The following is a 23,266-nucleotide window of genomic DNA, read 5'->3' on the forward strand; positions in this document are numbered from 1 at the left end:
ACTACTGAAGTATATCGTCAATGCAACTTCAAGCGTGGTTTCACCGCATGATTTAACTTGTCCACCAGCAATATCAAAAACATTTTCCACCAACCGTGCAATGCCCGCTGATGCATGCGGTACAAGCTCGCGTAAGCCCAACGTGCCAGCGTGCCTTCAATCGACATCGACACACTTTTACTTTGCATTAAATTACCAACGGCAGAAAAACGACTCAGTGAAACTAACGAGCCCCGGTCTTTATAGCGAAACGGCTTAGGCTCACGCCCACCGTACTCTCGTAAGATATTTTTGTATAAGCACTCTGCCATTTGGTGGGCTGATTGAGCGCGTGGCGGTACCCAGCGTTCGTTATCAATTCGGCAAGCCGCACAGTCGCCAATTGCGTATATTGCGCTATCAGAAATCGACTGAAGGTACTCGTTTACCTCAATTTGATTATTCTTTCTGGTGTTTAGGTTCCACGATTGAGTAATATCAGGTGCTCTGACACCCGCTGCCCAAACCATCATATCGGCTCTTACAGGTTCGCCTTCGGATAAGCAAAGCTCGTTTTTCGTTACTTCTTTTACCGGGTTACTCAAAATGACTTCCACGCCCAGCTTACGAAGCTTTTTCAGAACCGAGTTCGATAACCGCTCTGGCAATGCGGGTAATAGCCGTTCACCGGCTTCAATCAAACGAACTTTAAAATGGGTTTTATCCAGATGTTTAAGACCATAAATAGACAGGAGTGAGACCGAATGAATAAGCTCGGCGGCCAATTCAACGCCTGTTGCGCCGCCGCCAACAATAGCCAGCGACAAATCAGCGTCTTTCCCGTCTTCTAATGCTTGGTTAACTTTTAAAAACTCATTTAATAACTCACCATGAAAAGCATCGGCTTGCTTTAGTGAGTCCAGAAAGTAACAGTTGTCTTGCACACCGGCGGTACCAAAGTCTGCAGTGACACTGCCAAGGGCTAAAATTAAACGGTCGTAAGGCACGCTTCGTGAACTTAAAACTTCTTCGCCCTCGTTATTATTAATTGCAGCAAGCGTGACAGTCTTCGCTTCTTTATCCACATACTCCAGAGTACCAATTAAAAACTGAAACCCTTCGCGGGCACTTTGCCCCCGGTAATCAACTTCGGCAAGTCGGGAGTCCAAAGCCCCTGAAGCCACTTCATGAAGTAGTGGCTTCCAAAGATGCGTTGTGTTGCGGTCTATCAGAGTAATTTGAGCCTTGCCTTTACGACCCAATTTGCGACCTAACTGCGTTGCTAACTCAAGTCCCCCTGCACCACCTCCAACTATCACGATACGCTCTTTCATTGCTTGCCTCGCCTTGTAGATACAAAAAAGCCACTGACGATGATAACGCCAGTGGCTTTTTATAGCGACTATTCAATCGTAATTATGGCAGATTAATCAATGCTTGGATCTGTCAAACCGCGACGTTCCAACAGTGCTTCAACCGTTGGCTCTTGACCACGCCAGTCGATGTACTGCTGCATTGGGTCTTTGCTGTTCCCCTGAGACAAAATCTCTTTTCGGAATGCTTGACCATTTTCCAGCGTTAAACCACCGTTATTGTTCATGTGTTTGAACGCATCGGCTGCTAGTACTTCACTCCACATGTAAGCATAGTAGCCAGCAGAGTAACCGCCTGCGAAAACGTGTGCAAAGTAAGTTGAACGGTAACGTGGTGGAACCGCTTCAACCAATACACCATTACGCTCCAGTGCTTCTTTCTCAAACGCTTGCACGTCCTTAATTTCAGTACCCGGCTCAACCGTATGGTATTCAAGGTCGAGTAAAGCAGCCGCTACGTACTCTAAAGTATCAAAGCCTTGGTTAAAGTTACGTGCAGCTAATACTTTGTCCAGCAACTCTTGTGGAATTTGTTCGCCCGTTTCGTAGTGCTTTGCAAAGTTATTAATCACTTTTTCATTCAACATCCAGTCTTCCTGGAAAGTTGAAGGAAACTCTACATAGTCACGAGATACAGATGTACCCGCTAATGAAGGATAAGTAACATCTGAGAACATACCATGAAGTGCGTGTCCCATTTCGTGGAACATAGTCGATACTTCATCAAAGCTCAGGAACGTAGGTTCGCCCTCAGGAGCTTTGGTAATGTTCATGTTGTTTAGAATAACAGGCTTTTGGTTCATCAGCTCAGACTGAGTACGGAATGAACTCATCCAGGCGCCACCGCGCTTGCTGTCACGAGCGAAGTAGTCGGCATAGAAAAGACCTAAGCTGCTACCGTCAACATCAAACACTTCATAAACTTTGACATCTTCCTGATACACAGGGATGTCGTTACGTTCTTCAAACGTAATACCAAATAGTTCACCCATCGCATAGAAAACACCGTCTTCTAATACACGATTAAACTCGAAGTATTTTTTCACTTCATCAGAATCGAGTGAATACTTCTCAGCACGCACTTTCTCAGCGTAGTAGAACCAGTCCCAAGGCTTCAGTTCGAAATCTTTACCGTCGGCTTCAATCGCGGCCTGAATTTCCGCCGCTTCACGCTCTACATTTGAAACTACCGCAGGCACTAAGTCGCGCAGCATTTTCTTCGCCGCATCAGGGTTACCTGCCATGTTCGTTTCCAGAACATAGTCACCCCAAGAGTTGTAGCCCAAAAGTTGCGCTTTATCAGCACGCAGCTTAACTAACTGTTTAACCAATGGGTTTTGATCGGTTTCCGTGTTGCCAGTACCACGGTTCGCTGACGCTTCCCAAACTTGTTGGCGCAATTCACGGTTTTCCAGCTCCGCTAAGATAGACTGGCGTGTAGTGTTCGTCAGAACAATGGCATATTGGCCTTCTTTATCGCGGCTTTTCGCTGCATTCGCCAGACTCTCAATACGGCTATCACTTAAGCCTGCCAACTTTTCTTTGTCGTCAACAAACACAACGGTTTCTTGGGTCAGCGACATTAAACCATCGCGGAATTCGTTAGTCAGGCTTGAAAGCTGCTCATTGATTTCACGAATTTGCGCTTTCTCATCTTCGTTTAGGAGTGCACCTGAACGAACGAAGTCTTTATAGGTTTCTTCCAGAAGGCGCTTTTCTTCACCATTTAATTCCAGCTCATCGCGCTGTTCGTATAAGGTTTTGATTCGAGCAAACAAGTCTGGGTTTAAGCTAATGTTGTCACCATGAGCCGCCATTTTGGGTGCAAGTTCAGCTTGTAGTTCGCGAATTTGGTCATTCGAGTGTGACGAAGACAAGTTATAGAATACAGAGCTTACACGACCAAGAATTGCGCCAGACTTTTCCATCGCAACAATAGTGTTTTCAAACGTTGGTTCTTCAGAGTTGGTCGCAATGGCTTCAATTTCTTCCATATGCTCTTTCATGCCACGCTCAAAAGCAGGCTTGAAGTGTTTAAACTCAATGGCATTGAAGTCAGGCGCTTGATAAAGCAGTGAGCTGGCTTCGAAGAATGGGTTCATTGCCGTTGCTTCCTGGCTACTTTCAGCTTGTGCAGAACCGTTTTCAGTATTTGATGGCTTGCTCGCATCGCTGCAAGCGCCGAGTGATACCGCTGCACCAATTGCGACGGCTAATAATGTTTTACGCATGGATTTCTCCCACTGTTTTCTTGTCATTGTGATTTTAGTGCCATTACTCTAGCCCTGTATGAGCGCTTGCTCAAGGGGTAAGCGTCAAAAAGCCTATTCTAAGAGGTGGAAAGCGGATGGTAGAAAACGGAAACACAGAAAACTGCTACGACAAAACAGTTACCGCAAAACTAGAAGTATAGCTATGTAAGAAATTATGCTGACACTGCACAGGTTTGCGCTTAAGAAAAATGGCGGAGTGGACGGGACTCGAACCCGCGACCCCCGGCGTGACAGGCCGGTATTCTAACCAACTGAACTACCACTCCGCAAAAATTCGGGGGATGTACTAAATGGCGGAGTGGACGGGACTCGAACCCGCGACCCCCGGCGTGACAGGCCGGTATTCTAACCAACTGAACTACCACTCCGCATCAGTACTGCGTTGAAGTATGTCCCTCAACGCGGCGTGCATATTACGAGTGAGGGACAAATGAGTCAACACTTTTTTTTAAGATTTTTTCTGTTTGTCTGATTTATATTCAGTTTTGCGGTTTTTTGACCACTAAGCGTCATTTTTATCAGTTTTCTTCTTTCTGAACTTAAACCACCACAGCCCAAAAAGCACGATAGCAATTATCACTACATTCACTATGACAATGATAAATAAGTTCATCATAGCCTGTTTTTCCTTCGCTTCACGCTCTTGCCGTTTAATTTCCCGCTGACGCTCTGCTTCAATACGTCTCTGCTCAGCTATTTCGGCCGCTGTTGGTTCGGGCGGTGGTGGCTCTGTGGCAATAAAACTAAAATCATCAAGCCTTGCTTCAAATTCACGTCCGTTCAACGTCGTCGCAAAAATATCAATGTCAATTAAGTGTTTCCCGAAAGCCAGATTCGCAATGGGCACCTGATAAGGAAATTCATCAACTTGACTAAAGGTAAACTTACGCACTTCGCCATTGGGGAATTGCGTTTCACCATTAACCACCAAACTTTTTGGATCTATTTCTTCATCATTAACGGTGACTTTTAACTGGTGATCATCTTCGACAGCTTCAGACTCAATCACCTCAAAATTCACCGGCAGTGGCTTTACCACCAAAGGACCAAACTCAAAGACTCGCTCATAAAGCGGTGTGGTCATTTCATAGGTTGCCATCCACTGACCGGGCTCAACATCTAGGTTGAAAAAGCCGGTAAACACACCGTCACCAACACGCTCGTCATGACCTCGCCCATTATCCAGGAACTGCGCAACTCGTACCGGTGTTGCCCCAAAGTTATCAAAATCAGCATTATTGGTGCTGATAAAAAGCACGTCGAGCGTCACTGTTTGCCGAAAGCGTGCGGTTTCTACAATTTCTTTACCGTTATATAGTCGCCCCTCGACCTTCAGCTCTTCATTTTGGTAAAGCGGTTCCGGCAACGGGTCGGCCTCGAAACGAATATCGGAAACAACCAATGCTTTGTTTTCTTCGTCGATGCGCCCTGCCGCTTGCCAGGGACCAGGCTGCGGATTTTTAATGCGAATAATGTCGAAGTTTGGATCGGTATACCAAGTTACTTGGTCGGTAGGATAACGACTGTCATACCACTTGCTGCCGTCAGGCTTAATTAATATTAAGGGCTTACTGCCGGGCTCCCGGAAAAATAGCAGGGTAATTTCATCAACATTTTCATCAATTCGAAAGCGCTGACCGTCGATAGGAAGTTTATTGCTCATATCGCCTTCAATCAGCGACATCGCTTTTTTAAGAACCTCCTCTTTGTCTGACGCGCCAGATGTTTGCTGAACCGCTGTCACCGAGCAGCTAAACAAAAACAGAACCAGTGCAGCCCAACCAAACTGAGTTACGAATCTAGCCACAAACAGCGTCCACCCTCTTCTTTAACTTTATCAAGCCGTTGTTGATGCAATACTTCTTCATCGGCTGATGCACGCAAAACCTTTAGTGGAGGACGGTTTTCAATGGCCTGATGCTGAATTTCACCGGCTACACCTGAAGCTGACTTTTTGTTTTCTGACAAATTAAGGGCTCTTTGCCCGCCAGTCATCATTAAGTAAACGTCAGCCAGTATTTCCGCATCGAGTAAGGCTCCGTGCAGCTCACGCGACGAGTTGTCGACATCATAAGCACGGCACAAAGCGTCTAGGTTGTTCTTTTGACCCGGCCGCATTTCCCGGGCGAGCTGCAAAGTATCCAATACCGTACTGAAGTCGCTGGTCAAGCCCGGGAAAGGCTTAATTCTCGAAAACTCAGCGTCCATATGCCCGACGTCAAACGGTGCATTGTGAATAACCAGCTGGGCGCCTTTAATAAACTCAATAAAGTCGTCACAAACCTGAGCAAACACCGGCTTATCGATTAAGAAATCGTTGGTAATACCATGAATTTTTATGGCTTCTTCTTCCACCACTCGCTCAGGGTTGATGTACACATGAAAATGATTCCCCGTGAGCTTTCGGTCAATAAGCTCAACACAGCCTATTTCGATAATTCTGTGCCCTTTCTGAGGGTCTATACCCGTGGTTTCCGTATCTAAAACGACCTGACGCATTTAAAATTCCTGATATACTGGCTGAAATCATTCAATATAGTACCAATTAACATGCCCAACTCAAAAACTGTTCACATTTATACTGACGGCTCATGTCTTGGCAACCCGGGGCCCGGCGGTTACGGCATTGTTATGGAATATGGCTCCCATCATAAGGAAATGAGCCAAGGTTATAAGTTAACGACCAATAATCGCATGGAAATGATGGCCACTATTGTAGCCTTAAAAGCACTGAAACGCTCTTGCGATATTGTTTTGTCGACTGACAGCCAGTACGTCAAACAAGGCATTGAACAGTGGATGACCAAGTGGCGAAAAAACGGTTGGAAAACAGCGGCAAAAAAACCGGTTAAAAACCAGGATCTCTGGGTTCAGTTAGACGAACAGGTTCGAAACCATAAAATAAAGTGGCAATGGGTAAAGGGCCATTCAGGGCACCCTCAAAACGAACGTTGTGATGAGCTGGCCCGCGACGCCGCCAGTCGCGAGCCTTTGCTCGAGGATGCAGGGTTTAAACCCGATTAGGTGAGTTACTCACCCGCCACGACTGGACGTTTCTCTTCTTGCCATGCGGTCATGCCGCCGTCAACGCTATAAACGTTATTAAAGCCCATGCGCTCAAGGCTCTCAGCAGCTAACGCTGAACGCCCACCCGTTTTACAGATAAGATACAGGGGCTTTTCCGATATACGCTCTAATGCGTCATCATACCCAGCAACATCAGGGTGTTGGTTCAGTTGCATTTCCAAAACCCCACGTGGCATATTCACAGCTTCACGAATATGTCCCTGGCTGTATTCGGCAGGCTCGCGCACATCAATCACTCTGGCGCCTTGTTCTATCGCTTTTTGAAGCTCTTCCGTATTCGCTTCCTTTACGTTTGCTTTCGCCTTTCCACACAGTTCTTTTGCCGTAATCATAATTTACCTCTTTGACTTATCTAATTTAAAACTGTCCGATGTCATGGCAGTGGCGGGCTGCTGCCCTGATAAACGCACTTTTCTGCGTGTCGAAACCGTATTAATTCGACCAATCAATGTTTGTTTGGTTGCGACCAATACATAAGCCGCATTAAACACCCTGACTTTTTCACACAGCGAGCTTGACCAATCCAACCCCTGGAACTCCGCTTTATGCAATAAATGAGGAACGAAGTATTCACTGTATTTTACGTCGAATCCCAAAAGCGCCAGCCAGTCTTTCATTCTTGCTATTGAAAAATAACGTCCACACCAGGGAAATGGTTTTACATGACGCACAAAAAAGCCACTGGCTACCGCCGGACTGACCGGGTTAAAGCCCATTAAAACTAGCACGCCGTCATCGTCCAGTACTCTCGTGTACTCTCTTAAAAGTTGGTGGGGATGTTGGTGGAATTCAAGGGTAAAGGGGCTAATTAACGTGTCGACACTGTCGGTTTTTATTGGCAGCTCGGTCAATATGCCTAACATGTCAGCCTGCCCTGATGGCGCCACTGAAACCCTGTCTATATGCTCTTGTTGCTGAAGTTCTGCCCCCAAATTGCCGACAATGACCTGACAGCCTGGCTTCATCTTGCGCTCATAACGGTGCATAACCTCACGGGTTTGCGACTTAATGAACTCTCCGCAGGCCAGACTGCTCCACTGCGTTGGTGTCTTCAACGGAACCTTAGAATATGCCGGTTTAATAAACACTGCGTCATCCTGTATTATGGGAGCATTCTGTCACTATCGCTAACTCATCATAGCTTAGCGTTATCGAGGTTTCTATGCGAGTTCACCCTATTTGTGCGTTTGACGACAATTACATTTGGGCTATTGAGACAAACACAAACGATGGCGTCATTATTGTTGACCCCGGCGAAGCCACTCCGGTTTTTGAATGGCTGAAAGAAAACAATAAAACCATTACCGCTATTTTCGTCACGCACCATCACTATGACCATACCGGCGGCATTGCTGACTTGACTAAAGAATACTCATGTCCGGTTATTGGTCCGCACAACCCAGAGATAAAAACAATTACCCAGGCAGTTCAAGAAGGTGAGCGTTTTTCAATGGCTGGCGTTGACTGGGAAGTGATGGAAACTCCGGGGCACACACTTGATCACATTAGTTTTTACACGCCCGGCTTTCTGTTTTGTGGAGACACGTTATTTTCCGGCGGCTGTGGGCGTATGTTTGAGGGAACGCCTGAGCAATTTAGTCAGTCGTTACTTAAGCTTCGTCAGCTTCCGGGGGATACTCGGGTCTTTTGCGCACATGAATACACACAAGCTAACTTAACTTTCGCCCAAAAACTGGAACCTGACAACCCGATACTGAAAAGTTATGCCGAAAAGGTCAAAATGCTACGCGAACAAAATGAAATTACTCTACCAAGTACGTTAAACCTTGAGTTAGCGATAAACCCATTCTTACGGTTTGATCAGAAAAGTGTGATGAAAGCGGCTTCGGAACATGCCGGAAGTGTAAAAAATGCCCCTGAGGACGTTTTTTACACTATTAGACAGTGGAAAGATAACGGCTGATTCTTTAAACTTCACCAAGTTTTAACATATTCAGGGTTTTAAAATTCATGGTTATAACAAGAAGCCGCACAACTTGGCTAAAATTAAGTGTACTGACAAGCGCTATCGCTCTTTCAGGATGCCAAAGCACTGGCCTTTTCTTTGCTGAGAAAAAGCAAGAAACTAACCATGAAAAAACCTCTTTAGAGCTGATACCGGTTCCTGAAGAAACGATTGTTACTGCAGAAGCGACAACAAAAAAAGAGCCCGAGCGGGTTCAGTTGACACCGCAGGAACAAGACGACCTGTGGCAGCGTATTCGTCAACAATTGGTGTTTGACGTGCCGAATGTGCAACGAGTCCAAAGTCAACGAAACTGGTACGCCAGTCATCCTGAATATTTAGACCGGGTTGCTAAACGTGCAGAGCCTTATTTACATCTTATCGTTGAAGAATTAGAGCGCCGTGAAATGCCTATAGATCTGGCGCTGTTGCCTATTGTCGAAAGTGCGTTTGACCCGTTCGCCTATTCTCATGGCAGTGCATCCGGTGTTTGGCAATTTATTCCGGGCACAGCCCGTCAATATGGTTTAGATATTAACTGGTGGTACGACGGTCGCCGGGACGTATTTGCCGCGACCCATGCTGCGCTGGATTATTTAGAAGCCCTCTACCGTTATTTCGACGGCAACTGGATGCATGCTTTGGCCGCTTATAACTCAGGTGAGGGGCGCGTTGGCAATGCAATTCGAAGAAACAAGCGTGCCGGCAAACCAACCGACTTCTGGAACCTGGACTTACCGCGTGAAACTCGCGCTTATGTTCCTAAATTATTAGCCTTGGCTGATATTTTAGCCAATAGCGAGAAGTACGGTATTACCTGGTACCCCATTGAGAATCAGCCAATGCTGGAAGTAGTAGAAGCTCCAGCGCAAATCGACTTAGCCCTCGCGGCCGATATGGCTGATTTGTCATTGGAAGAACTGCACCAATTTAACTCGGGCTATAACCGCTGGGCCACAGCACCTGACGGCCCTCACCGCTTTTTGTTACCGGCTGAAAATGCAGAGCGGTTCAGCCTGGCATTGCAAGAGACCGAGCCTAAAGACTGGCTTTCCTGGACACGCCACAAGGTGAAGTCAGGAGAAAGCCTGCTAACGATATCAAAAAAATACAATACTTCTGTCGATGTCATTCAACAACTTAACGACATTAGCAGCCATATTATTCGCGCCGGTGAGCACTTACTGGTTCCTGTTGCCACCTTAGGTCTTGAAAATTACACCTTGTCGCAAGATCAGCGCCGTGAAAACCGTCAAGATCAAAAACGCGACGGCAAACGTATTGATTATATTGTTCAGTCGGGTGACACTCTCTGGGATATCAGTCGTGCTTATGACGTCAACCTACGAGATCTAGCTCGATGGAATTCAATGGCGCCCGGAGACTACTTAAGACCTGGGCAAGAGCTTGTTGTTTGGACTGAAGCTGAGGCCTCTTCCGTCGTACGCAGTAGTGTTAACAGCATTATTCGAACGGTTAATTACCGAGTACGTTCAGGAGACTCTCTTGCAAGGATAGCTAATAAGTTTAACGTGACCATTCGCCAAATTGAGCAATGGAATAATATTCAACGCAACCGTTACCTGCAGCCTGGACAGATGCTGAGACTGAAAGTAGATGTAACCGAGGTGAGTAGTTGAGGCCCGTTATGAAGATTTTGAAATACGCTATTACTTGTATTGCTTTGTTATTCAGTACCCAGAGTTTGGCTGACTGGGAAGCCAAAGGCGAAGGTAAAGTTATTTACCCTTCAGGTAGGACTGAACCTCTTAACTTCGGGTTTGAGTATAAAAAAGTCTATGACACGGTGATATTCACCGCGGGCAAGTCGCAAATGCGCACTTCTGAAATGCCGCCTAATTACATTCTCAATATGTTTGTGAATGACAAAGGTCAGGTCTATGTTGCCGAGTTTGCAGAAGGCTTTTTTAAAGGCTTCGAACTGGCCATTGGTGAGCACAACATCGTTGTTGAGCATCGCCGGGAATTTGATGACGAAGAGCCGTTGAAGCACTTGCGCGTCAGAATTAACGACAGAAGCTATTTGTTAGATAGCACACACCCAACCATTAAGTTCGAGTTCGATGAAGAAAAAGGCATAGCTGATATTAGCGGCTCAGGCCTTTTAAAAGACCTGAGCACACGCGGCCGCTAAGCGCCCAAAAGCTCTTTTAATTCGTCTTCAGACAGTATCGAAAGCCCGAGGGATTGGGCTTTCGTCAGTTTTGAACCCGCATTTTCTCCGGCAATTAACGCTGTCGTTTTCTTAGACACACTGCCACTGACCTTTGCTCCTAACGCTTCTAACGCCTGTTTGGCTTCATCACGAGTCATTGTCGACAAAGTACCGGTAATCACGTAAGTATTTCCAGCTAAACGATCGCTTTGTATGTCGCCTGCCTCTTCCCCTTCCGGCCAATGGACAAACTCACGTAGCTCTTTCACAACGTTTTCGTTATGCGATTCACGGAAAAAGCGCACAATGTGTTCAGCCACGACCGTGCCAACATCAGGGACTTCCTGCAATTGTTCACTGCTGGCGGACTGAACGGCGTCAAAGGTTTTAAAATGTCTGGCCAGGGCTTTTGCTGTGGCTTCTCCGACCTCTCTAATGCCTAACGCATAAAGAAAACGCGCGAGTGTAGTCTCCCTAGTCGCTGTTATAGCGTTCTTTAAATTCTCAGCAGATTTTGCGGCCATTCTTGGCAGCGTTGCCAATTCAGCTTTACTCAGACGATATAAGTCAGCAGGAGATTTTACCCAGTCCTTTTCAACCAGCACATCAACCAGCTTGTCGCCTAAACCATCAATATCCATAGCTTTACGCGAGGCAAAATGTTTTATCGCCTCTTTTCGCTGAGCCGCGCAGTAGAGTCCTCCACTACAACGAGCTACGGCCTCTCCCTCAATGCGCTCTACGTCAGAGTCACAAACCGGGCAGCGTTTTGGAAAAGTAATTTCCCGGGTATTCTCAGGGCGCTTGTCTTTTAAAACACTAACAACCTGAGGAATAACATCCCCGGCGCGGCGAATACTTACTGTATCACCTATGCGCACACCCAAACGCTCAATTTCATCGGCGTTATGCAAAGTCGCGTTCGATACGGTTACTCCTCCAACGCTGACAGGCTTTAGCCGGGCAACCGGAGTAATAGCCCCGGTACGTCCTACCTGAAAGTCGACGCCGGTGATAGTCGTCAGTTGCTCTTGTGCCGGGAACTTGCGGGCAATAGCCCAACGCGGCGCTCTGGCAACAAAGCCAAGTTCTTCCTGAAGAGCTATGGTATCAACCTTAAAGACAACACCATCAATGTCGTAATTCAGCGAGTCTCTGCGCTCAAGAATTTTTTCATAATAACTGTCACAACCTTCAACAGAGTCTACCCGTTCAATTTCACTGTTAACGGGAAGCCCCCATTCGGCTAGCTGCTGCAGACGTTCATAATGGCTGTCGGGCAATACCGTATGCTCAGACACTAACCCCAGGCTATAAGCGTAAAAATGCAATGGACGCTTTGCCGTTATTCGGGAGTCCAGTTGACGCAAACTCCCGGCAGCGGCATTTCTTGGGTTAGCGAAAACCTTTTCGCCCTGTTGACGAGCCTTTTCATTAAAGCGGTCAAAAGCGCCGATTGGCATCACCACTTCGCCTCTCACTTCCAGTCGGTCAGGGACATCGCCTTTTAACTTGAGGGGGATGTTGCGTATGGTTTTGACGTTTTCAGTAATATCCTCACCACTTTCGCCGTCACCTCGAGTGGCACCGCGTACCAGCACTCCCGACTCATACAATAAACTTACGGCCGCACCATCAAGCTTGGGCTCACAGCAGAACGTGACCTGAGTCCCCTCATCCAGCTTTTGCCCAATACGCTTAGAAAACGCTGCGAATTCTTCCGCAGAAAACGCATTATCCAAAGACAACATAGGTACTTCGTGTTTTACCGTGTTGAATTTGGCTAGCGGTTTACCACCCACTTTAGCCGTTGGTGAGGTTTTGCTTTTTAGGCCTGGATTTTGCTTTTCCAGCGTCTGCAATTCACGAAATAGTTTGTCGTACTCAGCATCAGGAACCGACGGCTCATCATTTTCGTAATATTCTTTGTTGTAGCGATTCAGTAATTGTTCCAGCTCTTGCATTCGCTGGGCAGTAGATTGACTCATAACACCTAATTCTATGCTGAATGTTGACGTTCAAACTCACGGATAGTTTGTCGTGCTTCGTGAATAGACTGACGGGTTAGCAATTGTCGCTGGCCATCTAAAACCTGCCCTTGAGGTATTTCAGTCGCCAGCTTTTTGGCTGCGTTAAGCATCATATTAAAGGCCTGCTGGCCGTCGAACTTCATCGGCAAGGCCATAAAAAACGCAACGCCTTCTGTTTCAAAGTTTTCCAGGTTGTCGAGATCAAAGGTTCCCGGATTAAACATATTGGCGACACTAAAAATTAACTCGCCCGTACCCGCCGTATTTTCATAACGGTGAAAGATACCTAAGTCGCCAAACTTACAGCCGAGTTCGGTCATCATTTGTAACAATAATGCGCCCTGCACTGAGCCTTTTACATGCAATGCAATAACTTCTTCTGGCTCGCCAATGTCTGTCTCCCCCTGTTCTTCGGGCTCTTCAGGTTGCTCAGTTGACGCTTCAGGCTGTTTCAGTGGTTTCTCGTCTGAAGGCTCTAACGCCAACTCAGATTGCTCTACTTCCTCATTTTTATCCACACGCATAGAAGGTAGCGGCGTATCGACTTCGTCGTCGACGTCCAGGTCCATAGCCATTTGCTCGGCCGCAGAAAGAGGCTGACTCGGTTTCTCCTGAGCTTTTTCTTGAAGCTTTTCTTCACGCATTGACGGCTTCGGCTCAGCACTAGGGTCTCTGGTACTCGTGTCTTCATCGTCAGTTGGCACTGAATCCGTGGTATCCGGTGCTTCAGACGAAGCCTGACGAACCACCCTGACTTCCCCTATACCATCATCATCAAAGCCACTATTTTGTTTCTGGCGCTTTTCAGCAACACGTTGTTCTTGTTGGCGTTGCTGCTGGTTCCCTTTACGAATTTTCCATAATCCGTGCGCGATAATACCGGCAATGGCCAGTACCCCTAAAATTCCGAGCGTCAATTGTAAATTGCCCATGTGCTCTATCAACCTTCTTATTATTGTCAGGCTTCCGTCATAGCGACGGCTTGCTCTACATCAACGGCAACCAGGCGCGACACACCTGCTTCCTGCATTGTCACCCCGGCAAGGTGTGACGCCATTTCCATAGCCACTTTGTTGTGACTGATATAAATAAACTGTACCGATTCTGACATTTCACTCACTAAGCGGCAAAAGCGGCCTACGTTCGCATCATCGAGTGGCGCATCAACCTCATCTAACAAGCAAAATGGTGCTGGGTTCAACCGGAAAATGGCAAACACCAATGATAATGCGGTCAATGCTTTTTCTCCACCACTTAGCAGGTGAGTCGTACTATTCTTTTTACCCGGTGGCCTTGCCATAATAGTGACGCCTGTTTCCAGCAAGTCGTCGTCAGTGAGTTCTAAACTGGCACTACCGCCGCCAAACACTTTTGGAAACAATACCTGTAAGTCACTGTTCACCGCATCAAAAGTCGTTTTAAAACGATGCCGGGTTTCTTTATCTATTTTTCGTATGGCGGTTTCCAGCGTTTCTAAAGACGATGATAGGTCATCCACTTGCTGATCCAGATACTGTTTACGCTCTCTTTGCGCTTCAGCTTCTTCAATCGCCGCCAGGTTAATGGCTCCCAGGCGCTTAATTTTGTTCTGCACGTTCTCCAGGTTAGTCTGCCACGGCTGCTCCTCAGCTTCCTGTGGCAACTCCTGCAGTAAGGTTTTCAAGGTCATGCCGGTTTCTGCCAGTCCCTCAAGCACCCCCTGGCTGCGCTCTTGCAACTTGGCCTTTTCAATCTCAGTGCTTTGCTGTGCTTCTTTGGCTTGCGCAATACGCATTTGAACAGCCGACTGACCTTGATTAAGCTCTGACAATTCATGTTCTAACTCAGACAGTTGCGCACGCTGCTCCTGCAAAATGGCTTCCTGCTCCTGACGCTGGTCAAGAAGCTCTGTCAGTCGCTCTTCCAATTCCTGCTTATTTTCTTCGCCGTCAGAGCTTTGTTGCGTGGTCTTTTCATCCACTAACTGCTGGTAACGCTGTTCACTGCGTTGTAAGACCGTGTCGAGCTGCTGTACCTGAACAGTAATGTTTTGTTGCTGCATAGACAGCTGCTGTTGTTTAGACTTTAGTGCCTGCAGCTGCTCTTTCTTGTCGCTGGCCAGCCGTTCTAACTCATCACCTGAATCATCATCCGCTGCGTCGCTCTCCAATAACCGTTCGTTCAGCTCTTCTCTTTGTAATGCAGCTTCCTCAATACGCTCATTAAGCTCTTCTGCTTTTTGCTCAAGCTCTGATTGTTGCTCGCTAAGCCTCTCCAGTTGTTGCGTATACTGTTGTTGCTGTTGCTTAGCCCAGTTTAACTGCTGCTCCGCTTTATTTGTGTCATTCTGCGCGGCCTGTTGCTGCTCTTGCTCGCGCTCAAGTTCCTGCTCAATCTCTTTCTGAGAAGCGCGTGCCTGTTCCAATTTTTGTGTCGCTGTTTCTAGCGAGTTTTCTAACTCTTCTTGCTCACGTTTCAGGCTGTCACACTGACTCTGCAACTGCAGTTGGCTGGTGTTGCTATCAATTCGCGATGACATAAACCCGTTAGGCCAGTGCCAGTTACCCTGTTTTGACACAGCAAACTCAGCCTCATCGCCTAATACCTGCTTTTGTGCTTGCTCATCACTGTCAGCCACAGCACACAGTTGCAGCGGCGGCCAATATCTTAATGCACCAGAGACTTTGCTCGCCAAAGTACCGGGGTTAGGCTCTGCGGCGCTTGACCATATCAGTTTCAGACCTGCTACTGACTCAGTTCGTTCAGGTGCGCTTTCAAGAACCGCGGCATCCAGCCACTCATACAAAAACTGCTCAACAGCCAATTCCCAGCCAGGCTCTGCTTTCAGAACGTCACGGACTCTCGGGGTATTTGGATAATGCGTTTCAAGCCACTCATCCGCGCTGTCATCGCCTGACTGATGCTTGATGAGTAACTGCTCAATGGCTTGCAGGTTCGCCTGTACTTTATTTTGTTCTAATTCAACACTGCGCTTCGCTTCCTGTGCCTGCTCAACCTGCTCGCGACTGTCCGCTAACCGTTGCTTTGTTGTTTGAAGCCGCTCAATAGCGCTGTTTAATCGCTCACTAGCCTCATCAAATTCGCGTTGCAGGCTGTCTAACGATACGTCACTAAGCTGATTTTTAACGTCCTGTTGCTGATCGTTAACTTGCTCTAACTGTTGCTTAGTGTAATCACGGCTTTGCTGAAGCTGTTGTTCTTTCAGCTGCGCCTGCTGATGCTGTTGTTCAATATCGCGCACTTTTTGCTGCTGTGAGCGTTGCTGCTGTTGCCAGCTTCGGTAGTTTTCATCAGCCTGTTGCGCTTGCTCAGACATCTCTTCAACCTGTTCGGCCAGCTCTTCAAGCTGCGGTTCAAGCATCATTTCCTGCTCAGCCAACTGCTCTTTTTGCAGCTTATCCTCGTCAAGTTGCGACTCAAGTTGTGTCAGTTCGCTTTGAATTCGCTGCAAACGCTCTTCACGCTGCGCTTTAATTTCATGCTGATGCTTTAGAGTTTGCTCAATACGAGTCACTTCATTACCCAAGGTGAACATTTTCTCTTGCGATTGTTCAACTTGAGAGCGTAACTCTTCAGCCCTTTCTTTCAGCTCTATAGCTCCACGTTCGTCGCCGCTTTGCTGCGCTTGCCACTTTTCAAGTTCGGCCTGCTGCTCAGAGTATTGGGCATCAAGTTGCTGCCGCTGGTTATCTAATTTTAACCAACGCAATGCCTGCAGTTCGCCTTTCAACTGGCGCTCTTGTTTTTTCAGTTCTTTATAGCGAATTGCCGCGGCCGCCTGACGCTCTAGCTTATCCAGCTGCTGACCCAGTTCTTCACGCACATCACTCAGGCGCTCCAAATTTTCGCGCGTGTGATTCATCCGATTTTCTGTTTCGCGGCGACGCTCTTTGTATTTAGAAATACCCGCCGCTTCTTCAATAAACACCCGCAACTCTTGAGGTTTTGACTCAATTAAGCGGGAGATCATGCCTTGTTCAATAATGGCGTAGCTTCGGGGGCCGAGGCCGGTCCCGAGGAATAAATCAGTAATATCGCGGCGTCGGCAACGACTGCCGTTCAGAAAATAATTCGACTGGCCGTCTCGGGTAACTAAGCGTTTGACGGAGATTTCGTTAAACGCGGCATACTCACCCTGAATACGCCCTGCGCTATTATCAAATACCAGTTCAACACTGGCTTGAGACACAGGTTTACGGGCGTTAGAGCCATTAAAAATCACGTCAGTCATGGCATCGCCGCGAAGGTTTTTCGCTGAGCTTTCACCCAGAACCCAGCGCACAGCGTCGATGACATTCGACTTGCCACAGCCGTTCGGACCCACTACGCAGGTCATTTGATCGGGAAAAGGAACTTTAGTCGGGTCAACAAATGACTTGAAGCCCACAAGTTTGATGTGTTTCAGTCGCATTCGGCTGTTTTTATAGTTATTACTGACGTTATTTATAATCCAAAGACTCTAGCAGATCCCGTAGTCATTTGTAACAATTTCAACCACACATAAGGGTGGTTTTGCCCTATTATGAGCAACAAAAGTGACAGCAGGAGTTCGCATGCACAAACCGATCTACAGTGAGTCGGGAATATCCTATATAGGAAGGGGTTTACAGCTCATCCGCACCAAAGGGCTACGCCGCTACGTTATTGTCCCTATTTTGGCCAACCTGATTCTCTTCACCATTGCCTTCAGCTGGCTGTACGGCGAAGCCGACTACTGGCTTAATAAATTCATGGCTTGGCTACCCGACTTTTTCCAATGGTTGGAATTTATCTTATGGCCACTGGTGGTCATTGTGATGGTCGCCTTTTTCTCCTTTATTTTTACCAGCATCATGAACTTTTTCGCCGCACCTTTTAATGGCTTACTGGCGGAAAAAGTCGAGCGTTATGAAAGTGGCGAAACTTTAGGGGATGAGGGGTTTATGGGACTCGTTAAGGACATACCCCGAACGGTTGGCCGTGAATTTCAAAAACTCATGTATTACCTGCCACGGGCCATCGGCTTTTTCTTGCTGTCTTTAATTATCCCGGTATTTGGGCAAATTCTCTGGTACGTTTTTGTTTGCTGGATGATGTCTATTCAGTATTTGGATTATCCGTTCGATAATCACAAAATTTCATTTAAGCGTATGCGCTCTGAGTTGGGGTTACAGCGGAGTCGGACTTTCTCGTTTGGCTTGGGAATCACGCTATTAACCATGATTCCTTTTGTGAACCTAATTATTATGCCGCTGGCTGTATCGGGTGCGACAGCATTGTGGGTCGACCATTACCGTCGCAGTGCATTAGAGCAGCGCTAAAGGACTTAGAAGACGACTGAGCGCATTGCTCAGTCGTCGCTTTCTGAGTCATTTTCTAAGTAGTCTGAACTTAACCGTTTATTCGTTTGTACACCCATCTGGCGGAACTTGTCGACTCGACCAATAAGGTTCCCGCGACCAGTACTCAGCTTTTTCATCGCTTCCTGATAACGGTTATCCAGTGTTTGTAAGCCGTTACCAATTTTCTCTAGGTCTTCTACAAACCCGACAAACTTGTCGTACAAGCGCGCAGCGTCGGTGGCAATTTTCTCAGCGTTTTGATTCTGATATTCATACTGCCAGATATTGTGAACCGTACGCAGCGCAACCAGCAAGTTAGTTGGGCTCACCAGCATAATCTGATTATCCAGCGCCAGCCGGATAAGCTCTGGGTCACGGTCAACTGCCAATAAAAATGCCGGTTCAATTGGAATAAACATCAACACATAATCGAGCGTTCGCAAGCCTTCCAATTGGTGGTAGCTCTTTTTCCCAAGCTGTTTTATGTGTTGTTTAAGTGACTGAACGTGTTCATTTAATGCTCGTTCGCGCTCAAGGTCATCGTCAGAGTTAAAGTAACGCTCATAAGCGGACAAACTGACTTTCGAGTCGATAACCACGTCTTTTTTATTCGGCAAATGCACAATGACATCTGGTTTGAATGACTTGCCGTCTTCATCGCGATGGTGTGCCTGGGTTTGATATTCGTGCCCTTCACGCAGCCCCGACTGTTCGAGAATACGTTCTAGTACAACCTCACCCCAGTTACCCTGCTGCTTGGTATCGCCTTTCAATGCTTTAGTCAGCGCCTCAGCTTCAGAGGCCATACGACGGTTTAAGTCTTTCAGTGACAACAGCTCGTTTTTAAGCGCTGAACGCTCTTTTGTTTCGTCTGTATACTGCTGAGTAATTTGCTTTTTAAACGCATCGATTTGTTGTTTAAAAGGCTCTAATGTTGCCTGCAAAGACTGCTGATGATGTTGCTGCAACCCTTTCGACTTCTCTTCAAAAATACGGTTAGCCAGGTTCTCGAATTGCTGCGTCAGGCGCTCCTCGCTGGCTTTTAACAAGTTCAGCTTTTCTTCTGCGGTTTTTTGCTCATGATCAGCCCGGGCTAACGTCTCGCGCAGACGACTGTCTTTTTCATAGACTTCGTGCTGCAGTTCATCGATACGCTCGCGAAGAATTTCTGCATCTTGTTCCAGTGCCGTATTTTGTTGTTCTGCCTGTAAACGCAAACGGCGCTGCTGTTGCCAAAGCAACAACAACGCCGTAACGACAGTCACAACCGGCACTCCAATTATTGCCATCCATTGCCACAGTGCCAGCGACATCATTAAGCTCCTAGTTTTTCATTGAGGTCAGCAATTTTCGCTTTCCAAATAGCAGGACCTTGAGTATGTGCATTTTGACCGTCGCTATCCACAGCCACAGTGACCGGCATGTCTTCCACTTCAAATTCGTATATGGCTTCCATACCTAAATCTTCAAAGGCAACAACCCGGGCTTTCTTGATCGCTTTAGCAACCAGGTACGCCGCACCGCCCACAGCCATCAGGTAGACGGCTTTGTGCTTGCGAATACTCTCGACGGCTTCTGGCCCGCGTTCAGCTTTACCAACCATACCGATAATACCGGCTTCTTCCAGCATCTGGTCGGTAAATTTGTCCATACGTGTCGAGGTTGTCGGGCCAGCAGGGCCTACCACTTCATCACCCACCGGGTCGACAGGTCCCACGTAATAAATAAAGCGGTTGTTGAAATCAACCGGCAACTCTTCACCGTTATCCAGCATGCCTTTAATGCGCTTGTGAGCGGCATCGCGACCAGTAAGTAACTTACCGGACAACAACACTGTTTCACCCATTTTCCAGTCTTGAATGTCTTCTTTCGTCACTTCATCCAGGTTCACACGACGAGCGTCGTCACCCAGCTCAAAAGTGACATCGGGCCAATCTTCCAGCTTCGGTGGCGCTAAGTCTGCGGCACCACTGCCGTCTAACGTAAAGTGAACGTGACGAGTCGCCGCACAGTTTGGAATTAAGGTGACTGGCTTAGAAGCGGCGTGTGTCGGTAGTGATTTAATCTTCACATCCAGCACCGTTGTTAAGCCACCTAAGCCCTGGGCGCCAATACCTAGTGCGTTAACGCGGTTAAAAATTTCCAAGCGTAATTCTTCTTCCGCGTTTTGCGGACCACGCTCAATCAGTTCATGGATGTCCACAGACTCCATCAACGACTCTTTCGCCAATACGGCTGACTTCTCAGCAGTACCACCAACACCAATACCCAGCATACCCGGTGGACACCAACCGGCACCCATCTTCGGCAGAGTTTCTACAACCCAGTCAGCAATCGAGTCACTAGGGTTTAGCATAGCCATTTTCGACTTATTCTCAGAGCCACCGCCTTTTGCGGCAATCATGACTTCAATTTCGTCGCCCGGCACCATATCGATGTGAACAACAGCAGGAGTGTTATCACCCGTGTTTTTACGCGCACCTGCCGGGTCTGCGACAATTGACGCTCGTAATGGATTATCCGGATTTTTGTAAGCTCGGCGAGTTCCTTCGTCTACCATTTGTTGAACTGTCAGGTCGGTCTTATCCCATTGCACACCCATACCAACCTTCACAAAGCAGGTGACAATACCGGTGTCCTGACAAATTGGACGGTGGCCTTGCGCCGACATACGCGAGTTCGTCAACACCTGAGCAATGGCATTCTTTGCTGCTTCGCTCTCTTCACGTTGATACGCCTCGTCCAACGCTTTAATAAAGTCTAATGGGTGATAATAAGATATGTACTGCAGGGCATCGGCAATACTGTCAATAAAATCCGCCTGACGAATGGTGGTCATGGCTCTACCTCTTCATTTTTATATCGAATGGTTCCGATATTGGTTCTGATAAACGTGGCGCTATAATAGCGTTTTCACTAACAACTGACCAGTGTAACTAACCGAGTTAGTGTCACTGTGATAGAATGATTCTTATCCTTAATTCGTGGCTGTTATTAAGTAAATCAAAGGGCTAAGTGTGAGCATTTTTCCTAACTTGTGTGCCGTAAAACTGGAAACCACCCTAACAGCGCTTGAGCTATTTGAGCGCTGCCAAAGCGAACCTTATGCACTTTTCCTTGACTCAGCCTCGACAACACACGAAGACGCTCATTATGACTTTATCTTCAGAGCGCCTGAATGCGTCATCCGCAGTAAAAACGAGCAACTCACTGTCTCCGCCAATAGCATAGCCCAACTCCCGAAAGCCCCAACTCACGCTGCCCAGATGTTCGATTACGCTGAGCAATTAATGGCGCTGACAGGCCATTATAACGGCCCCGAACACTTGCCTTTCCAGGGCGGTTTTGCCGGCGCAGTGGGGTACGATTTCGGCCGTTGCCTGGAAGTCATTCCTGAGTTTAACCGTGACGAATACAACTCCAGTGATGCAGTACTTGCGTACTATTGCGAAGCGGTTATTTTTGATAAAAAGCGCAACGAAGTTTGGCTGGTCGCTCCTGAACAGGCGCTTAAAACGCAGAAAGCTTATTGGGAGCAGTCACCGCAGTCAGACTCAAACACTCCTTTCAAGCTGGCCAGCGCCTGGCGAAGCAATATGTCAGAGGCAGAGTACCATACTAAATTTAATGCGGTACAAGCCTACTTACTTAGCGGTGACGCCTATCAAATTAACTTAGCGCAACGTTATCAGGCGAGTTATCAGGGCTGTGAGTGGGCAGCTTATAAAAAGTTAAGGGCTTCTAATAACGCGCCGTTTTCAGCCTTCATGCGCACCCCTGAAAGCGCCATTCTCAGCGTTTCTCCTGAGCGCTTCCTAAGCACTACTGGTGCGGGAGAGGTGCAAACTAAGCCGATAAAAGGCACCCGGCCACGTTATGAAGACAGCAGCAGGGATTCCGCCAGTAAACAGGCCTTGCTGAATTCAGAGAAAGATCGTGCCGAAAACCTGATGATTGTCGATTTACTGCGTAATGACCTCAGTAAAAACTGCGAGCCCGGTTCGGTAAAAACGCCGAAGCTGTTTGCCATAGAGAGCTTTCCGGCTGTGCATCATTTAGTATCAACCATTACCGGGCAATTAAAAATGGGCGGCTCTGCTTTACGTCTGTTTAAAGGAGCTTTCCCCGGTGGCTCGATTACCGGTGCTCCTAAAATTCGGGCTATGCAAATTATTGAAGAGCTCGAGCCGAATCGCCGCGGCATTTATTGCGGCAGCATAGGCTACTTCTCACAGCACGGCCAAAGCGACTCTAGTATTACCATTCGCACGTTATTAGCAGAAAACGGTCAGCTTTATTGCTGGGCCGGGGGCGGCCTGGTTGCCGACTCTAAAGCCGATGAGGAATATCAGGAAACCAAGGACAAAGTGTCTCGTATTTTGCCGGTGTTAACCTCATGACCATCAAAAACCGCGCCGAGTTTGTTCGACGTTTCAGCCTCACGCCATCGCCGTCAGTTGACCGAAAACTTGACGAGCCTTTGCGTAAACGCTTGCGACCAGCAGCCGTGCTTATTCCTATCATTGAGCGCCCGCATGGGCTGTCATTGATACTGACACGTCGTTCCGCTTCATTAAGAAAACACGCCGGACAAATTAGCTTTCCCGGTGGTCGCTACGACAGAACCGACAATGACTTGCTGGATACAGCATTAAGAGAAACCGAGGAAGAAATTGGTTTGCCTCGGTCACAGGTTGAAGTCATTGGTCGCTTACATGATTATCCCGTATTGTCTTACTTTATGATACGTCCTTATGTGGCCTTTGTGTCGCCGCAGCAGGAGCTGGTTGCCGAAGAGAGTGAAGTCGCCGAGATATTCGAAGTACCTCTGGCGGACATTCTTGATCCGAGCAATCATTACGTTTACCGCATTCGCAAGTTCATTTATGACCGGGTTTATTTTATCCCCTGGCAACACCGCAATATCTGGGGAGCAACCGCAGGAATTTTGCGAGAATTGGCTGAGCAGCTTCAACCAGAGCGGAAAAGTCACTTTAAGCCACTCAACTGACCAGTTATTTCGCTATAAAGCTTGCCAGCCCCCACACAATTCATGCGACA

18 protein-coding genes and 2 tRNA genes are annotated in these 23,266 nt (G+C 47.4%); 7 read left to right on the plus strand and 13 right to left on the minus strand.

The features are described from left to right. Positions 1 to 17 precede the first annotated feature (17 nt). The 6 genes from UM402_RS08385 to dnaQ all read right to left on the minus strand — a co-directional run bounded on the left by UM402_RS08385 (position 18) and on the right by dnaQ (position 6,124). The gene (locus UM402_RS08385; RefSeq protein WP_058578838.1) at positions 18 to 1,313 is read right to left on the minus strand and encodes an NAD(P)/FAD-dependent oxidoreductase; all 1,296 of its coding nucleotides are present in this window, start codon (positions 1,311 to 1,313) and stop codon (positions 18 to 20) included. 92 nt (positions 1,314 to 1,405) lie between these two features. Next, positions 1,406 to 3,583: a M3 family metallopeptidase gene (locus tag UM402_RS08390; protein ID WP_058578837.1), complete on the minus strand. Its 2,178-nt coding sequence runs from the start codon at positions 3,581 to 3,583 to the stop codon at positions 1,406 to 1,408. A 231-nt stretch (positions 3,584 to 3,814) separates the two neighbouring features. Then, positions 3,815 to 3,891: transfer RNA gene (locus tag UM402_RS08395), tRNA-Asp, on the minus strand. A gap of 25 nt (positions 3,892 to 3,916) precedes the next feature. Beyond that, a tRNA-Asp gene (locus tag UM402_RS08400) sits at positions 3,917 to 3,993 on the minus strand. Between the two features lie 134 nt (positions 3,994 to 4,127). After that, positions 4,128 to 5,432: a TIGR03503 family protein gene (locus UM402_RS08405; RefSeq protein WP_322295283.1), complete on the minus strand. Its 1,305-nt coding sequence runs from the start codon at positions 5,430 to 5,432 to the stop codon at positions 4,128 to 4,130. Then, entirely contained in the window at positions 5,417 to 6,124 is a 708-nt protein-coding gene (gene dnaQ, locus UM402_RS08410) for a DNA polymerase III subunit epsilon (RefSeq protein ID WP_053952470.1), read from the minus strand. Before dnaQ ends, UM402_RS08405 begins: the two co-directional genes overlap by 16 nt. A 51-nt stretch (positions 6,125 to 6,175) precedes the next feature. On the opposite strand from dnaQ, the gene rnhA reads away from it, so the two are divergent. Then, positions 6,176 to 6,649 (plus strand): ribonuclease HI, encoded by a 474-nt coding sequence (gene rnhA / locus UM402_RS08415; RefSeq protein ID WP_058578835.1) that lies wholly within the window; start codon positions 6,176 to 6,178, stop codon positions 6,647 to 6,649. Positions 6,650 to 6,654: 5 nt separating this feature from the next. On the opposite strand, the gene UM402_RS08420 is transcribed toward rnhA, so the two are convergent. Both UM402_RS08420 and UM402_RS08425 read right to left on the minus strand, forming a co-directional pair. After that, the gene (locus tag UM402_RS08420) at positions 6,655 to 7,044 is read right to left on the minus strand and encodes a rhodanese-like domain-containing protein (RefSeq protein ID WP_058578834.1); all 390 of its coding nucleotides are present in this window, start codon (positions 7,042 to 7,044) and stop codon (positions 6,655 to 6,657) included. A 3-nt stretch (positions 7,045 to 7,047) separates the two neighbouring features. Next, positions 7,048 to 7,800, minus strand: coding sequence for a class I SAM-dependent methyltransferase (locus UM402_RS08425; RefSeq protein WP_058578833.1), 753 nt, complete (start codon positions 7,798 to 7,800; stop codon positions 7,048 to 7,050). 74 nt (positions 7,801 to 7,874) lie between these two features. Between UM402_RS08425 and gloB the strand changes: the two genes are divergently transcribed. From gloB to UM402_RS08440, 3 genes are read left to right on the plus strand one after another with little or no spacing between them, the layout of a single operon-like run. Continuing rightward, a complete protein-coding gene (gene gloB, locus UM402_RS08430; RefSeq protein WP_058578832.1) occupies positions 7,875 to 8,636 on the plus strand; it encodes a hydroxyacylglutathione hydrolase in 762 nt (253 codons plus the stop codon). A gap of 47 nt (positions 8,637 to 8,683) precedes the next feature. Next, a complete protein-coding gene (locus tag UM402_RS08435) occupies positions 8,684 to 10,318 on the plus strand; it encodes a lytic transglycosylase (RefSeq protein ID WP_322295284.1) in 1,635 nt (544 codons plus the stop codon). 8 nt (positions 10,319 to 10,326) lie between these two features. Then, complete coding sequence (locus UM402_RS08440) at positions 10,327 to 10,833, plus strand: hypothetical protein (RefSeq protein WP_058578830.1); 507 nt, start codon at positions 10,327 to 10,329, stop codon at positions 10,831 to 10,833. Here UM402_RS08440 and ligA read toward each other — a convergent pair. The 3 genes from ligA to smc are packed head-to-tail and all read right to left on the minus strand — an operon-like array spanning position 10,830 to position 17,295. Then, the gene (ligA, locus tag UM402_RS08445) at positions 10,830 to 12,842 is read right to left on the minus strand and encodes an NAD-dependent DNA ligase LigA (protein WP_058578829.1); all 2,013 of its coding nucleotides are present in this window, start codon (positions 12,840 to 12,842) and stop codon (positions 10,830 to 10,832) included. The two genes, UM402_RS08440 and ligA, sit on opposite strands and share 4 nt — an antisense overlap. A gap of 11 nt (positions 12,843 to 12,853) precedes the next feature. Further along, positions 12,854 to 13,816 (minus strand): cell division protein ZipA, encoded by a 963-nt coding sequence (gene zipA / locus UM402_RS08450; protein WP_058578828.1) that lies wholly within the window; start codon positions 13,814 to 13,816, stop codon positions 12,854 to 12,856. A 26-nt stretch (positions 13,817 to 13,842) separates the two neighbouring features. Further along, positions 13,843 to 17,295 (minus strand): chromosome segregation protein SMC, encoded by a 3,453-nt coding sequence (gene smc, locus UM402_RS08455; protein WP_058578827.1) that lies wholly within the window; start codon positions 17,293 to 17,295, stop codon positions 13,843 to 13,845. Between the two features lie 142 nt (positions 17,296 to 17,437). Between smc and cysZ the strand changes: the two genes are divergently transcribed. Then, on the plus strand, positions 17,438 to 18,184 hold the full coding sequence (gene cysZ, locus UM402_RS08460) for a sulfate transporter CysZ (protein ID WP_058578826.1): 747 nt from the start codon (positions 17,438 to 17,440) through the stop codon (positions 18,182 to 18,184). 29 nt (positions 18,185 to 18,213) lie between these two features. Here cysZ and rmuC read toward each other — a convergent pair whose 3' ends face one another. After that, the gene (rmuC, locus tag UM402_RS08465; RefSeq protein ID WP_058578825.1) at positions 18,214 to 19,521 is read right to left on the minus strand and encodes a DNA recombination protein RmuC; all 1,308 of its coding nucleotides are present in this window, start codon (positions 19,519 to 19,521) and stop codon (positions 18,214 to 18,216) included. Next, positions 19,521 to 21,044, minus strand: coding sequence for a fumarate hydratase (locus UM402_RS08470; RefSeq protein WP_058578824.1), 1,524 nt, complete (start codon positions 21,042 to 21,044; stop codon positions 19,521 to 19,523). The genes rmuC and UM402_RS08470 overlap by 1 nt, the downstream gene beginning before the upstream one ends. 178 nt (positions 21,045 to 21,222) lie before the next feature. Between UM402_RS08470 and pabB the strand changes: the two genes are divergently transcribed. Both pabB and UM402_RS08480 read left to right on the plus strand, forming a co-directional pair. After that, on the plus strand, positions 21,223 to 22,605 hold the full coding sequence (pabB, locus tag UM402_RS08475; RefSeq protein ID WP_058578823.1) for an aminodeoxychorismate synthase component I: 1,383 nt from the start codon (positions 21,223 to 21,225) through the stop codon (positions 22,603 to 22,605). After that, positions 22,602 to 23,216: a CoA pyrophosphatase gene (locus tag UM402_RS08480; RefSeq protein WP_053952484.1), complete on the plus strand. Its 615-nt coding sequence runs from the start codon at positions 22,602 to 22,604 to the stop codon at positions 23,214 to 23,216. Before pabB ends, UM402_RS08480 begins: the two co-directional genes overlap by 4 nt. Positions 23,217 to 23,266: the final 50 nt, after the last annotated feature.

The organism is Idiomarina sp. OXR-189 (assembly GCF_034373425.1).
Taxonomy (GTDB): Bacteria; Pseudomonadota; Gammaproteobacteria; order Enterobacterales; family Alteromonadaceae; genus Idiomarina; species Idiomarina zobellii.

Bases quoted from the DNA above. Each gene is read 5' to 3' on its own strand.
- UM402_RS08385 (WP_058578838.1), bottom strand. From the start codon at position 1,313: ATGAAAGAGCGTATCGTGATAGTTGGAGGTGGTGCAGGGGGACTTGAG.
- UM402_RS08390 (WP_058578837.1), bottom strand. From the start codon at position 3,583: ATGCGTAAAACATTATTAGCCGTCGCAATTGGTGCAGCGGTATCACTC.
- dnaQ (WP_053952470.1), bottom strand. From the start codon at position 6,124: ATGCGTCAGGTCGTTTTAGATACGGAAACCACGGGTATAGACCCTCAG.
- rnhA (WP_058578835.1), top strand. From the start codon at position 6,176: ATGCCCAACTCAAAAACTGTTCACATTTATACTGACGGCTCATGTCTT.
- UM402_RS08420 (WP_058578834.1), bottom strand. From the start codon at position 7,044: ATGATTACGGCAAAAGAACTGTGTGGAAAGGCGAAAGCAAACGTAAAG.
- gloB (WP_058578832.1), top strand. From the start codon at position 7,875: ATGCGAGTTCACCCTATTTGTGCGTTTGACGACAATTACATTTGGGCT.
- UM402_RS08435 (WP_322295284.1), top strand. From the start codon at position 8,684: ATGGTTATAACAAGAAGCCGCACAACTTGGCTAAAATTAAGTGTACTG.
- UM402_RS08440 (WP_058578830.1), top strand. From the start codon at position 10,327: ATGAAGATTTTGAAATACGCTATTACTTGTATTGCTTTGTTATTCAGT.
- ligA (WP_058578829.1), bottom strand. From the start codon at position 12,842: ATGAGTCAATCTACTGCCCAGCGAATGCAAGAGCTGGAACAATTACTG.
- zipA (WP_058578828.1), bottom strand. From the start codon at position 13,816: ATGGGCAATTTACAATTGACGCTCGGAATTTTAGGGGTACTGGCCATT.
- smc (WP_058578827.1), bottom strand. From the start codon at position 17,295: ATGCGACTGAAACACATCAAACTTGTGGGCTTCAAGTCATTTGTTGAC.
- cysZ (WP_058578826.1), top strand. From the start codon at position 17,438: ATGCACAAACCGATCTACAGTGAGTCGGGAATATCCTATATAGGAAGG.
- rmuC (WP_058578825.1), bottom strand. From the start codon at position 19,521: ATGATGTCGCTGGCACTGTGGCAATGGATGGCAATAATTGGAGTGCCG.
- UM402_RS08470 (WP_058578824.1), bottom strand. From the start codon at position 21,044: ATGACCACCATTCGTCAGGCGGATTTTATTGACAGTATTGCCGATGCC.
- UM402_RS08480 (WP_053952484.1), top strand. From the start codon at position 22,602: ATGACCATCAAAAACCGCGCCGAGTTTGTTCGACGTTTCAGCCTCACG.